The organism is Streptomyces sp. NPDC110618 (assembly GCF_055657065.1).
Genome location: NZ_JBVKBN010000021.1, coordinates 75,813 through 90,566 on the forward strand (window position 1 = coordinate 75,813; position 14,754 = coordinate 90,566).

At 73.3% G+C, this 14,754-nt stretch carries 4 protein-coding genes; 3 read left to right on the forward strand and 1 reads right to left on the reverse strand.

Going from position 1 to position 14,754, the window contains the following annotated elements:
- Positions 1-364: 364 nt before the first annotated feature.
- From ACZ7L7_RS29705 to ccrA, 3 genes are read left to right on the forward strand one after another with little or no spacing between them, the layout of a single operon-like run.
- Entirely contained in the window at positions 365-8,971 is an 8,607-nt protein-coding gene (locus ACZ7L7_RS29705) for an amino acid adenylation domain-containing protein (RefSeq protein ID WP_472077646.1), read from the forward strand.
- Positions 8,964-12,737 (forward strand): type I polyketide synthase, encoded by a 3,774-nt coding sequence (locus ACZ7L7_RS29710; protein ID WP_285514587.1) that lies wholly within the window; start codon positions 8,964-8,966, stop codon positions 12,735-12,737. The genes ACZ7L7_RS29705 and ACZ7L7_RS29710 overlap by 8 nt, the downstream gene beginning before the upstream one ends.
- Before the next feature lie 43 nt (positions 12,738-12,780).
- A complete protein-coding gene (ccrA, locus tag ACZ7L7_RS29715) occupies positions 12,781-14,016 on the forward strand; it encodes a crotonyl-CoA carboxylase/reductase (RefSeq protein ID WP_453599754.1) in 1,236 nt (411 codons plus the stop codon).
- A 20-nt stretch (positions 14,017-14,036) separates the two neighbouring features.
- On the opposite strand, the gene ACZ7L7_RS29720 is transcribed toward ccrA, so the two are convergent.
- Positions 14,037-14,738, reverse strand: coding sequence for a 4'-phosphopantetheinyl transferase superfamily protein (locus tag ACZ7L7_RS29720; RefSeq protein ID WP_471592896.1), 702 nt, complete (start codon positions 14,736-14,738; stop codon positions 14,037-14,039).
- Positions 14,739-14,754: the final 16 nt, after the last annotated feature.

The window sequence follows — 14,754 nt, forward strand, 5'->3', positions numbered from 1 at the left end:
CGCGGCGCGTGGTCGAGTCCACTCGGCACGGCTCCTATCAGCCATGTCGCTTGAATTCCCTAGAAGTTGGCGTCGGAGGTTTCACTCCCTCGTCCGGTGATCTCTAGGGAAATCCCTGGGGTGCCGCTCTTGACCCGGTGCCGCCTTGACCGTGCCGAGTGCGGTGACACACCGTGATGAGTCGTAGAACCGGGGCCCGAGTGCGTACGCGCCGAGTCCCCGGCGTGCGACCTCCGTTCCGCTTCGTGGGCCGGCTCGGCGCGTATCCAGCACGCGCGGGCGGCACGAAGCGGTGGCCGCACCGCTCCGACCCGGTCGTGCCGTCGCCGGCCGGGACATCACGGCTTGCCATGAGGGATGTGCCATGTCACTCCAGCAGGACGAGCGACGTCCGCTGTCCGCCGCCCAGGAAGGTCTCTGGTACGCCGGGCGACTCGCCTCGGACAGTGCCGCGTACAACACCGGTGAGGCGGTGGAGATCCATGGGCCGCTCGACACGAGACTGTTCGAGACCGCGCTGCGCCGCACGGTCGCCGAGGCGGACACCTTCGCCCTGCGTTTCGTCGACACCGAGGACGGCCCCCGCTGCCATCGCGCCCCGGACCCGGACGACTGGCCCCTGCACCGGGTCGACGTCCGTGACGCCGACGATCCCACCGCGGCCGCCTGGAACTGGATCCGCTCCGACCTGGCGACCCCGGTCGACCTGGAGAAGGGCCCGCTCTTCTCGCACACCCTGCTGACGCTGGCGTCCGACCGGTTCATTTGGCTGCTGCGGGCCCATCACATCCTGCTCGACGGCTACAGCTTCAAGCTCTTGGGGCGGCGCCTGGCCGACGTCTACAACACGCTCGCCGCGGGCCGTGAGCCGGACGCCTCCGTCTTCGCACCGGTCGGTCGGTTGCAGGAGGAAGAGGCCGCCTACCGCGCCGGTGAACGCCACACCCGTGACCGCGCCCACTGGGCCGAGCGCCTGGCCGGACTGCCCGAGCCCGCACGGCTCACCTCGCGCACGGCCCCCGCCACCTCGCCCTTCCTGCGCAGCACCGCCGAGTTGGCGCCGTCGGAGGTGGCCGCCCTGGAGCAGGCCGCCTCGCGGCTCGGCGTCACCCGCACCGACCTGCTGGCCGCCGCCACCGCCGCATACCTGCACCGCATGACCGGCAGCCAGGGCCTGGTGCTGGGTCTGGCCACGATGAGCCGTCTGGGCAGCGTCGCGCTGCGCACCCCTGGTACCGCCTCCGACGTGCTGCCCCTGCGGGTGGCCGCCGCGCCCGGGACGCCGCTCGATCGCTTCACCCGGAGCGTCGCCGACGAGCTGCGCGCCCTGCGCCGCCATCAGGCCTACCGGGGCGAGTTCCTGCGTCGCGACCTGGGGCTGCTGGGCACCGGCCGCCGGCTGTACGGGCCGGTGCTGAACATCGTGCCCTTCGACGAGTCGCCCGTCTTCGACGGCCACCCCACCACCTGGCACCACCTGTCCGGCGGTGCCGTGGAGGACCTGCAGATCTCGGTGCGTCCCGCGGCGGAGGCGGGTGGTCTGTGGTTCGCCTTCGACGCCAATCCCGCACTGTACGAGGAGGACGAACTCGCTCTGCACAGCAGGCGGTTCCTCGCCGTCCTGCGCCGACTGGCCGAGGCGGAGCCCACGACCGCGCTGGGAGAGCTGGACGTCCTGTTGCGGGGCGAGCATCCGAGTGACGGTCCCGTACGTACGTATCCGGTCGATCGCACTCTCACCCAGTTGTTCGAGGATCGGGTGACGGCCGTCCCCGAGCGGACCGCCGTCACCTGCGACGGGCAGCACCTCACGTATGCCGAGCTCAATGCCGAGGCCAACTGGCTGGCGCGGCTGCTCGTCGAGCGCGGCGCGGGGCCGGGGCGGGTGGTGGCGCTGGCTCTGGAGCGCGGGTTACGGCTGCTGCCCGCCCTGCTCGCGGTCCTGAAGACCGGCGCCGCCTACCTCCCGCTGGACCCCGGGCATCCGGCGGAGCGGCTGCGGCTGGTCGTGGCGGACGCGGAACCGGTCGTGCTGGTCACCGAGCGCGCACATGCCCGGCTCGTCGGCGGGTCCGTCCCCACCCTGCTGCTGGACGACCTCGCGCAGGACATGGCCGGGCGGGACCCCGGTGACCTCACCGACGCCGACCGGCACGGGCCGACGAGCCCCGCCGACATCGCGTACATCATCCACACCTCCGGCTCCACCGGCCGCCCCAAGGGGGTCCCGGTGCCGCATGCCAACGTTGTCCGGCTCTTCGCCGCCGCCTCCGAGCATTTCGCCTTCGGGCCCGACGACGTGTGGACGCTGTTCCACTCCTACGCCTTCGACTTCTCCGTGTGGGAGATGTGGGGCGCCCTGCTGCACGGCGGCCGGGTCGTCGTCGTGCCGTACGCCGTCAGCCGTTCCCCCCGGGACTTCGTACAGCTGCTGCATCGCGAGGACGTCACCGTTCTCAGCCAGACGCCGTCCGCCTTCGAGCAGTTGATTGACGCGGACCTCGAACGCGACGGTGACAGTGGGGCGTTGCGGTACGTCGTGTTCGGCGGCGAGGCGCTGCGTCCGGCGCGGCTGCGGCCCTGGGTCGAGCGGTACGGCCTGGACCGGCCGGCCCTGGTGAACATGTACGGCATCACCGAGACCACCGTGCATGTCACCCATCACCGGCTGACCCGGGCCGACTTGGACGACCCGCGGCGGGGCAGCGTCATCGGGCGGCCCTTGGGCGACCTGCGTGTCCATCTGCTCGATGCCGAAGGTCGCCCCGTTCCGCCCGGTGCGGTCGGTGAGATGTACGTCTCCGGCGCCGGTGTGGCCGCCGGGTATCTGAACCGGCCCGAGCTGACCGCCGAACGCTTCCTGGAGGACCCGTTCGGTCCGCCCGGCGCCCGCATGTACCGCTCCGGCGACCTGGCCCGGCGCCGCCCGGACGGGACGCTGGACTACCTCGGACGGGCCGACGCGCAGGTGCAGATCCGTGGGTTCCGGGTGGAGCCCGGTGAGATCGAGGCCGTACTCGCCGCGCACCCCCGCGTGGCACGCGCCGCCGTCGTGGTGCGCCGGGCGGACAACGGCGCCCAGCAGCTCGTCGCCTATACGGTCGCCGCCAACAAAACTCCCGCCGACCCGGCCGAGCTGCGCGACCACGCCGCCGCCCGCCTGCCCGAGCACATGGTCCCGGCCGCCTGTGTCGCCGTGGAAGCCCTGCCGTTGACGCCCAACGGCAAGCTCGACGAGCGGGCGCTGCCCGCACCGGACTTCACCGCCGCGGCGTCCGGCGCCCGGCCCACGACACCGCAACAGGCCCTGCTGTGCACCCTGTTCGAAGACGTACTGAAGCTGCCGCGCGACACCGTGGGCACCGACGTGAACTTCTTCGACCTTGGCGGAGATTCGCTGCTCGCCACCCGTCTGCTGGCCCGGCTGCGGCAGAGCGCCGGCGTGGAGGTCCCCATCACCGCGCTGTTCGACACGCCGACTCCGGCCGCCCTCGCGGCGCGGCTGGCCGCGCACTCCGTGGATGCCCTGCCGCGGCCCGCTCTGGGCGCCGCCACGCGTCCCGAGCGGGTGCCGCTTTCTTTCGCGCAGGAGCGTATGTGGTTCCTGGACCGGCTCGGCGGACAGGCCGCCACGTACAACATCCCGCTCGTGGTGAAGGCGCCCGCCGGTCTCGACGCCGACGCGCTGGAGGCCGCTCTCGGGGACCTGGCCGACCATCATGAGAGCCTGCGGACGGTGTTCGCCGTGCACGACGGGACGCCCTACCAACGCGTCCTGGCGCCGGGCGAGTTGCGTCCGCCACTGCGGCGCGTCGACTGCCCCGCCGAGGAGAGCGCTGCCCACGTCCGCGCGGCGATGCGGCACCCCTTCGACCTGAGCGCCGACAGCCCGCTGGCCGCCTGGCTGCTGGGGCCGGATGACGACCGTACGCTCCTTCTCCTGCTGCACCACAGCGCGGCCGACGGCTGGTCGCTGCGGCCCTTCGCCGAGGACCTGAGCACCGCCTACGCCGCCCGCCGCTCGGGCCGTGCACCCGAGTGGGAGCCCCTGCCGCTTCAGTACGCCGACTACGCCCTGTGGCAGCGCGACCTGCTCGCGCCCGCCCCGGACGGCACGAGCCGTCTGGAGCGGCTGACCTCTCACTGGCGTGCGGCGTTGGCGGGTCTGCCCGAGGAGTGCGGCCTGCCCGGCGACCGGCCGCGCCCGGAGGCGCCGCGCGGAGCCGGCGCGCATGTCGAGGCGGTCGTGGACGCCGAGCTCCACCGCGATCTGCTCGACCTCGCCGACCGCGAGGGCGCCAGCCTGTTCATGGTGCTGCACGCCGCCGTCGGGGCCCTGCTGACCCGTTGCGGCGCGGGGCAGGACATCGTCCTGGGCACCCCGGTCGCGGGCCGTACCGAGCCGGCCCTGGACCATCTGATCGGGCTGCTCGCCAACACCCTCGTGCTGCGCGTCGACACCTCCGGCGACCCCGCCTTCCGCGACCTGCTCACCCGGGTACGGGCCGCTGACCTGGCCGCACTCGACCATCAGGACCTGCCCTTCGACCGGCTCGTGGACGAACTCAACCCCCCGCGCCGGGCCGGGCGGCACCCTCTGTTCCAGGTGATGCTCGCCCTGCAGAACAACGAGCCCGCTGTTCTCGAACTCGACGGACAGCCACACCGGTTGAGTCCGACCGCCAACGGCACCGCCAAGTTCGACCTGTTCGTCGATGTGCTGGAGCGGCATACCCACGGCGGCTCCCCCGACGGACTCGCCCTGCATGTCGAGTACTCCACCGACCTGTACGACGCGTCCACCGCCGAGGCGTTCGCGCACGCCTTGCGCGATGTGCTGCGCACCGTGTGCGTCGAACCCGGTGTGCACGTTGGGCAGTTGCCCGCACTTCCCGAGCGCGCCCCGGCCGCGCCCGCTTTCCACGGCGCGGAGGTGGAGGCGGCGGCACTGTCGGTGCCCGGCATCCGCGCCGCCCGCGCCCTGCCGGGCGTGGACGGTGGGGAGCCGCGCCTGTACGTCGTCCCGGGGCGCGCGGACGTGGTGGAGCGCGTCGAGCAGCTCCTGCGGGGCGTACGCGTCACGGCGGTGAGTGCCCTGCCCTTCACCGCGGACGGCACCCTCGACACCGACGCGCTACGAGCCCTCCCCACCGTGGACCGGTCCGCGGCCGACGCTTGGCGCGACCGCCTGAGGCGTCTGTCCGGGGTGACCGGAGTGGAAGTGACGACGCAGGAGGTTCCCGAGGAACTGGGCCGACGTCACACCGGGTTGCCCGAGCGCACGGCAACCCCCGCCTCCGACGGCGCCGGGGCCTCGTCCGCCGTGCCGGCGCTCAGCGAGGGTCCCGCGCTCGTCGAGCCGTCCGTGCCCGGCTGGGCGCAGGCCCTGCTCCGCGCCGCCGAGCGGGCCCAGGGCGACATCGTCCACGTCCACGCGGACGGCACCGAGCACCGGCGCAGCTACGCCTCCCTGATCCCGGAGGCCTCCCGGGTCCTGGCCGGACTGCGCGCGGCCGGACTGCGCCCCGGCGACCAGGTCATCCTCCAGTGCGATGTCACCGAGGACTTCCTGGCCGTGCTGTGGGGCTGCATCCTGGGCGGCTTCGTGGCTGTCCCGCTGACCGTCCCCACCTCTTACGACACGCCGTCCGCCGCGCTGACCAAACTGGAGGGCATCTGGCGGATGCTCGGCCGGCCCTGGATCGTCTGCTCCGCCGAGCGTGAGGCGGGGCTGCGGGAGGTGGCCGGGCGTCAGAACTGGCCCGGGCTGCGGCTGGCCACGGCCGACGAGCTGCGTGAGGCGCCGGAGGACCGTGACTGGTACGCCGCCCGGCCGGACGATCTCATCCTGATGCTGATGACGTCCGGCAGCACCGGTCTGCCGAAGGCGGTACGGCTCACCCACCGCAATGTGCTGACCCGCTCGGCCGCGACGGAGCAGATGAACGGGCTCGGCGCGGCGGACGTCTCCCTGAACTGGATCCCCCTCGACCACGTGACCGGCGTGGTGATGTTCCACCTGCGGGATGTGTATCTGGGCTGCAGGCAGATCCATGCGCCCACCTCGTGGATCCTCCAGGATTCGGTGCGCTGGATGGACCTCGCCGACCGGCACCGCGTCACCGTCACCTGGGCGCCCAACTTCGCGTTCGGGCTCCTGGCCGAGCAGGCCGAGCGGTTCGCCGACCGCAGCTGGGACCTGTCGCCGATGCGGCTGGTGATGAACGCCGGCGAGGTCGTCGTGGCCGCCGTGGCCCGCCGCTTCCTGCACACGCTCAAGCCCTTCGGCCTGCCTCAGGACGTCATGCACCCGGGTTGGGGCATGTCGGAGACCTGCTCGGTGGTCACGGACACCGTGCTGTCCGGTGAACCCGGCCCTGACGAGGGCGTGTTCGTCAGCTGTGGTCTCCCCTATCCCGGCTTCGCCATGCGCATCGTCGACGAGTCCGGCACGGTGCTCGCCGAGGGCGTGGCCGGGCGCCTCCAGGTCCGGGGCACCTCCGTGACCGGCGGGTACCACGACAATCCGGGCGCCAACGCCGAGGCGTTCTCCGAGGACGGCTGGTTCGACACCGGCGACCTGGCGTTCCTGCGTGCGGGAGAGCTGTACATCACCGGGCGCGCCAAGGACGTCATCATCGTCAACGGCGTCAACCACTACAGCCACGAGATCGAGTCCTGCGTCGAGGAACTCCCGCACGTGGTGCGCAGTTTCACTGCCGCGGTCGCGGTGCGCTCCGACCCGTCGGCGACCACCGACGAGCTGGCCCTGTTCTTCCACCTGGCTCCCGAAGTGGCCGAGGCCGCGGAGGGCGATACGGCGGCCGCCCTGCGGGAGATCGCGGGCAAGGTCACCCGGGAGATCGGTGTCAGCCCCGCCTTCCTCGTCCCCGTCCCCGAACACGCGATCCCCAAGACGGAGATCGGCAAGATCCAACGCACCAAGCTGCGCAAGAGCTTCGAGGCCGGGGACTTCGACGAGCAGGTGCGCGCCGCCCAGTTGCTGCTTGGTACTGCGGCTACTGTGCCCGACTGGTTCCTGCGTCCGGTGTGGCAGCGCGCGGAACTCCCGGCGCCGAACGGGACGGCGCCCGACCGGCACACCCTCGTCCTCGCAGGCGGCGATGCGGAGGCCCAGCAGATGGCCGACGCGCTGCGTTCCGCGGGCGGGCGGTGCACCCTTGCCACCGACGCGGAGTCGTACGCCCGCGTGGACGCCGCGCGCTACCGGCTACGACTCGGCGAGGAGAGCGATATCGCCGCGCTGCTGGAGCAGTTGGAGCGCGACGAGCGGCCGGTCGATGCCGTCATTCACCTGGCCGGGGAGGAGACCGACGCACTGTCCCTTCTCGCCCTCGCGCGGGCCCTCTGCGCCCGTCCCGGCCGTCGGCCCGTCGACCTGCTGCACGTAACAGCCGGCGCCCAGGGCGTGCGCCCGGAGGACCGGCCCCGTCCGGATCAGGCCATGGCCGGAGCGCTGCTCAAGTCCCTACGCGAAGAGCTGGGTTGGCTGCAGGGCACCCACCTCGACCTCCCTGCGGACGACTCCGTGGACTGGCTGCCGCTGCTTCTGACCGAGGTGGCAGCAGGCGCCCGAGAAGCGGAGGTCGCCTTCCGCGACGGGCACCGCTACGTGCGCCGCCTCGCACCTCTGCCCGACACGCCCGCGACCGTTCAGCAACGGCCCGGTGACGGGTTCACGCTGCTGACCGGCGGGCTGGGCGGTGTCGGCGGCGAGGTCGCGGCCCACCTGCTGCGCACGCCCGGCACCCGCCTGCTGATCCTGGGCCGCACTCCCGTCCAGCCGGGCGAGGCGGACCGCGGGGAGTTGCTGGAGCGGCTGCGCGAGCTGGGCGAGGTTCGCTACACATGCGCCGACGTCACCGACGAGCAGCAAGTACGCGCCGCAGTGGACGCCGCCGTCCAGGAGTGGGGTGTCCCGCTGACCTCCGTACTGCACCTGGCCGGGGCGCTCGACGAGCGTCCCGTCGGCGAGCTGGACGCCGTCCGCTGGCGGCAGGCGCTGGCGGCGAAGGCGCGCGGCGCGTGGACACTGCACCGGCTCACCGCCGACCACCCCGTCACCGAGTTCGTCACCTTCTCCTCGGTCAACGGCTACTTCGGCGGTGCCATGAACGCCGCCTACGCCGCCGCCAACGCCTACCTCGACGCCCTCGCCCTGTACCGCCGCAGTCTCGGTCTGCCCGCGCAGTCCCTGGCCTGGAGCATGTGGCGGGAGCGGGGGGTGAGCCGTGGCTACCGGCTGGCGGCGCTCACCGAGGCCCGCGGCTACCGGTTGCTGGACGTGCCCGCCGCGCTGCGCTCCTTCGACCTCGCCCGCACGCTGGACGAGCCGCATCTGCTCATCGGCGCCGACCGCACCGCCCCGTGGGTGCGCAGTCATGTGGTGGCACCGGTACGCCAGGTGCGCCGCCCGGTCGCGGCCGTCGGGCTCGCGGACGGTACCGATCTCGGTGCTCTGTACCGCGCGGCCTCCGACGCGGCCCGTGCCGAAGGCCTGGGCGACGACTGGGTGTTGCGGTCGGCCGGAGCCACCGCGCACCGGGACGTGGGCGAATCGGGCGCGGACGTAGCGCAGTTGGAGAGCAGGCTCGCCGAGGTGTGGTGCGGTGTGCTGGGCCGTGACCGGGTGGGCCTGGACGAGAACTTCTTCGACCTGGGCGGCAATTCGCTGCTCCTCGTCACCGCACAGGGCGCCGTCAACAGCGCCTTCGGCACCGACCTGTCGGTCGTGGATCTGTTCGCCCACCCCACGGTCCGCGAACTGGCCCGCCACCTGGCGGCGCAGCCCTCGGCATCACCGGCGGCGGACGCCGCCGCCCCGGCACCCGGCGCCCGCGACCGTGCCGAGGAAGGCGCTCTCGACCGTGCCAAGGAACAGGCACAACGGCAGCGCGCGGCACGCGCCCGCCGCACCGCACGGCACGGAAAGGACCGCGGCCATGCATGACACCCCCGCAGCGCACGACGAGGAGGTCCCCGCCGTCGCCGTGATCGGCATGGCGGGCCGCTTCCCCGGCGCCGACGACCTGGACGCCTTCTGGGAGAACCTCGCGGCCGGCCGGGAGTCGGTGCGCCCCGTCAGCGAGGAGGAGTTCCTCGCCGCGGGCGGCGACCCGCGCGACCTCGACGACCCCTCGCTGGTGCGGATGGCGTCCGTCGTGGACGGCATCGACCGCTTCGACTCCGGGTTCTTCGGTTACAACCCCGCCGAGGCGGCCGTGGTCGACCCGCAGCAGCGCCTGCTGCTGGAGACGGCCTACCACGCGCTGGAGGACGCGGGCTGCCTGGGCGAGGGCCGTACGACCGGGGCGTTCGGCGTGTACGCGGGCAGTGGCGACAGCCGCTACTACCCCGCCCACGTCCATCCCCGCTTCGCCGGGCAGCCCGGATCGATCGCCCTCGTGAACGCGGCCACCGCCAACTCCCTGGGCACGCTCGCCACCCGGGTCTCCTACGAACTGGGCCTGACCGGGCCGAGTGTGTCGTTGCAGACGGCGTGCTCCACCGCGCTGGTCGCCGTGCATCAGGCCTGTCAGGATCTGATCGACCTCCGCTGCGACACCGCGCTGGCGGCCGCGGTCTCGCTCAACCCCTCCGCCGTCCTGGGCTACCGGCACGTGCCGGACGGGCCCTTCTCCCCCGACGGCCGCTGCCGCGCGTTCGCCGCCGATGCCGCCGGTACCTCCTCCGGGGACGGTGTCGGCGCCGTGGTCCTCAAGCGGCTGGAGGACGCCCTCGCCGACGGCGACCGTATTCGCGCCGTCATCCGGGGCAGCGCCGTCAACAACGACGGGCGCCGCAAGGTCGGCTTCAGCGCGCCCAGCGCCGCCGGGCAGACCGAGGTCATCCTCGCCGCCCAGGCCGACGCGATGGTCGACGCGGACACCATCGGCCTGATCGAGGCGCACGGCACCGCCACCAGGCTCGGTGACCCGATCGAGGTCGCGGCGCTCACCGAGGCATTCCGGCACAGCACCGACCGGCGGGGCTACTGCGCTCTGGGCTCGGTGAAGACCAACATCGGCCATCTGGGTGCGGCGGCCGGTATCGCCGGGCTCATCAAGGCCGTACTGGCCCTGGAGCACCGGCAGATCCCGCCGAGTCTGCACTTCGACCGGCCCAACCCGCTCATCGACTTCGACGCCGGTCCCTTCCGGGTGCCCACGGCCCTGGAGGACTGGCCCGCGCACGGCCATCCGCGTCGGGCCGGCATCTCCGCCTTCGGTGTCGGGGGCACCAACGCCCACGTCATCCTGGAGGAGGCCCCGCCCGTCACCCCCGCTGCGTCCCGTCCGGACGAGGGCGGGCGTCGCCTGGTGCTGCCGGTCTCCGCTCGCACGGCCGGAGCGCTGCGCGGCCAGGCCGACGCGCTCGCCCGGCACCTTCAGCGCCGTCCCGGTCTGCGCCTGGACGACATCGCGCATTCCCTGCGCGCCGACCGGCCCGCGCTGCGCCACCGTCTCGCCGTCACGGCGGCCTCCCGCGAGGAGGCCGTGGAGGCCCTGCGCGCGGCCGCGCCCGTCATCCCCGCGGTGGGCGACGAGGCGGCCCGGGTGGCGTTCCTGCTGCCGGGCGGCGGCACCCAATACCCCGGCATGGGGGCGGAGTTGTACCGCGAGCACGGCGTCTACCGGGACGCCGTCGACGAGTGCGCGCGGATCCTGCGGCCCGTCCTCGGCGGCGACCTGCGCGAGGCGCTGTTCGAGGGCCGGAAGTCCGGCGACCTCGACATCGTGCTCGGGCTTGTGGTGACCGAGTACGCGATGGCCCGCACGCTGATGGAGGCCGGTGTGCGCCCGGACGCCCTCATCGGGCACTCCCTGGGCGAGTACACGGCGGCCTGTCTGGCCGGGGTGATGGACCTGGCGGAGATGCTGCCGCTGGTCAGCGAGCGGATCCGGCTCATCGCCTCCGCGGGCGGCGCCACGACCGGCGTCGCCGCCCCGGCTGAGGACATCCTGCCGCTGCTGGACGAGCAGGTGTCCCTGAGCGCCGTCAACGGCCCCGCCGCGTGCACCGTCGCCGGGCGCGTCGAGGCCGTCGAGCGCTTCGAGGCCGAACTCACCCGCCGGGGCACGCCGTTCCGCCGACTGCGCTTTTCTGCCGCGGCCCACTCCCACGTCCTCGATCCCGTACTGCCGGTCTTCGAGAGCCACCTGCGGCAGATCACCCTGCGCCCGCCGCGCATCCCCTTCGTCACCAACGTCACCGGCGACTGGATCACCGACGCCCAGGCCACCTCCGTACAGCACTGGCTCGACCACACCCGGCACACCGTGCGCTTCGCAGACGGCATCGCCGCCCTGTGGCAGCGCCAGCGCCCCGTCCTGGTGGAGATCGGTCCCGGGGACACGCTGATCAAGCTGGCCACGAGCCGCCTCGCCGACGAGACGCCGGTGACGGTTACCACCATGCGGCACGCCAAGGCACAGGCCGCCGACGGGTTCGTCCTGGCCGAGGCGCTGGGCCGGTTGTGGTGCGCGGGAGTGGACGCCGCGCTGCCACCGGCCCCGGATCGCGCACGCAGGGCGCCGCTTCCGCCGTACGCCTTCGAACGGCACCGCCACTGGATCGACGCGCCCGGCGTCCGTTCGGATGCCGCGGCGACCGAGGACTCGGCGCCCGCACCGGCCGGCAGCCGGCTCGCCCCGCGTCCCCGGCTGACGACGCCGCATGTGGCGCCGCGTTCGGAGCGGGAGGAGGCGGTGGCCCGGGTGTGGGAGGAGACGCTCGGGATCGGCGGGATCGGCGTGCACGACAACTTCTTCGACCTGGGCGGGGATTCGCTGCGCGCCGTGCTGCTGGCGGGCCGTCTGCGGCAGGCGGGTGTGCTCGATGTCGCAGCGGCGGGGGTGCTGGCCGCTCCCACGGTCGCCGGACTGCTCGCCGAGGAGGAGCCGGAGACCGCCGCCGCGCTCGGTCCGCTGCTGCCGCTGCGCGCCGAGGGCACCGCCACCCCGCTGTTCTGCGTCCACCCCGGAGCGGGCGTGTCCTGGCGGTACACGGGCCTGCTGCCGCACCTGGGCGGCGACCAGCCCGTCCACGGCATCCAGGCCCTGGGCCTCGACGGCACCCGGCCGCTCGCGAGCGACGCCGACGCCATGGTCGGCGCGTACCTCGACCTGGTGCGCGAGGTGCAGCCGCACGGCCCGTACCGGCTGCTGGGCTGGTCCTACGGCGGGTTCGTGGCGCACGCCATGGCCTGCGCGCTGCAAGAAGCCGGTGAACGGGTCGATCTGCTCGCCATGCTCGACGCGCCCCAGCCGCACGGCACCGCCTACGACCCCGACGCGGCCGAACGCCAGGTCGCCGCCCTGCTGGCGCGGGTCGCCGGACTGCCCCTGTCGGCAGAGGCGGACGTGGAGGGTGTGCTCGACGCCATCGAGGCCGGGGCGGACAGTTCGCCGGTCACCCGTGCGCAGGCCGCCGCCATCGCGGCCGTGATGCGCAACAACCTGCGGATCGCCCCGCAGTTCGCACCTGGCCGCTTCCGCGGCGAGGTGCTGTTCTTCAGCGCGGCCCTGGAGCCGGACCCGGACTTCGCCGGCGACCTCGCCGTGCAGCCGGGCAAGGCCGACAGCTGGCGCCGTCATGTCGCCGGCACCCTCCACGACCACCAAGTGCCCTGTGGGCACTACGAGATGACCGAGCCCGAGCCGATCGCCCGTATCGGCGAGACGGTCGCCAAGGCCCTGCGCGCGCTCGGTGACTGAGTCCGACGTTCCCTGCCTCCCTCCGACCGTTCAGGAGACCCGCGTGACCGTGACCAAGGACCTCTACGAGCTGGGCGACGCGCCCGAGATCGGCACCCTCCCCCGCAGGATGCACGCCTCGCTCATCCGCCCCGAACGCTACGGGCAGCCCATCGACGCGTTCCGTACCGAGGTGGTGGACGTCCCGCCGGTCGGGCGCGGGCAGGTCGCGGTGAAGGTGATGGCGGCCGGTATCAACTACAACAACGTGTGGGCGGCGCTGGGCGAGCCGATCGACGTGATCGCCGCCCGGCGCAGGGCCGGTGCCACCGAGGACTTCCACATCGGCGGCTCGGATCTGTCCGGTGTCGTGTGGGCGGTCGGCGAGGACGTGCGCGGGGTCCGGCCCGGTGACGAGGTCGTCGTGCTGGCCAACCGGTGGGACGAGTCGGCCGAGGATGTCCGCCTCGGGGCCGATCCGGCGTTCTCGACCTCCCAGCGTGTGTGGGGGTACGAGGAGAACTACGGCTCGTTCGCGCAGTTCGCGGTCGTCGACGACTACATGTGCCACCCCAAGCCCGCCCGGCTGTCGTGGGCGCAGTCCGCCTGCTACATGGCGACCGCCGCCACCGCGTACCGGCAGTTGTTCGGCTGGCAGCCGCACACGGTGCGGCCCGGCGACCCGGTGCTGATCTGGGGCGGCGCGGGCGGGCTCGGCTGCATCGCGATCCAGCTCGTGCGGCACGCCGGGGGTATCCCGGTCGCGGTCGTCTCCAGCGAGGAGCGCGGGGAGTTCTGCCTCAAGCTGGGCGCCGAGGGGGTCATCGACCGGCGCGAGTTCGACCACTGGGGCAGGCTGCCGGACATCTCCGACGAGGCGGCCATGCGCACGTGGCTGGGCGGTGCCCGCGCCTTCGGCCGGCGTTTCTGGGAGGTGCTGGGCGAGCGCCGCAACCCGCGTATCGTGCTGGAGCACTCGGGCACCGACACGATCCCTACGTCGCTGTACATGTGCGACAACGGCGGCATGGTGGTCACGTGCGGCGGCACGACCGGCTACAACGGCGACGTGGACCTGCGGGTGCTGTGGATGCGGCAGAAGCGGTTGCAGGGCTCGCACGCCGCGAACGCCCGTGACGCGCGCGAGGTGACCCGGCTGATCGCCCAGGACGTCATCGACCCGTGCCTGTCACGCACGTTCGCCTTCGACGAGATCGGCCTGGCCCACCAGCTCCTCCACGAGAACCGCCATCCGGCGGGCAACATGGCGGCGCTGGTCAACGCCCGTCCGGAGTCCTGAGGAACGCGCGGGGGCCGCCGTTACAGGGCGGCCCCCGCGCCCGCCCGGGCCCGGCCTACGACGTAGCTGAACACGCCCTTCCCGACGGGCAGCGTGCGCACGCGCACCGCGTCGGCCGGGGTCGCGTGCGGGCCGATCAGCAGCTCGTCGTCGTACGGCCTGGCCCACAGGTCCCCCAGTGTCCCGGACGAGAGGCAGAGGGCCTTCCACGCCGCTTCCTTGGCCGAGAAGAGGGCCGTGAGCGTGGCCTCGGCGGGAGCGGCCTGGAGCCACTCCGTCTCGTCCGCCCGCAGAACGAGTTTCGCCGCGTTGTCGGGCAGCGGTTTCAGTTCCAAGTCGCAGCCGAGCGGGATGTGTCGCGTCGGCTCGCGAGCCACGGCCACGGCGATTCCGGCGCTGTGCGAGATCGAGGCCGCCCGTCCGGGTGGGAACACCGGCAGGCGGCCGTCGCGGGGGATGTCCCCGCAGTCCAGGCCGATCGCGCGCAGGGCACGGCGGGCGGCGTGCCGGCCCGCCAGGAACTCTCGGCGGCGGTCCGGTGTCATCGTCGCCGCCGCGGACGCCTCGGCCGGTCCGGCGGGCCCCAGTCCCGCCTCACCGACGTGGGCGATCCCCAAGCCCAGGCCGACGGCGGCCAGTTGGGGGCGCAGCCCGGCCAGCGCGTCCACGCGCTCGGCGCCGGGCCGCTCACGGCGAGAGCGCGCGGCACGGCGGTCCGTCATGGGACCGCGCTCCGCG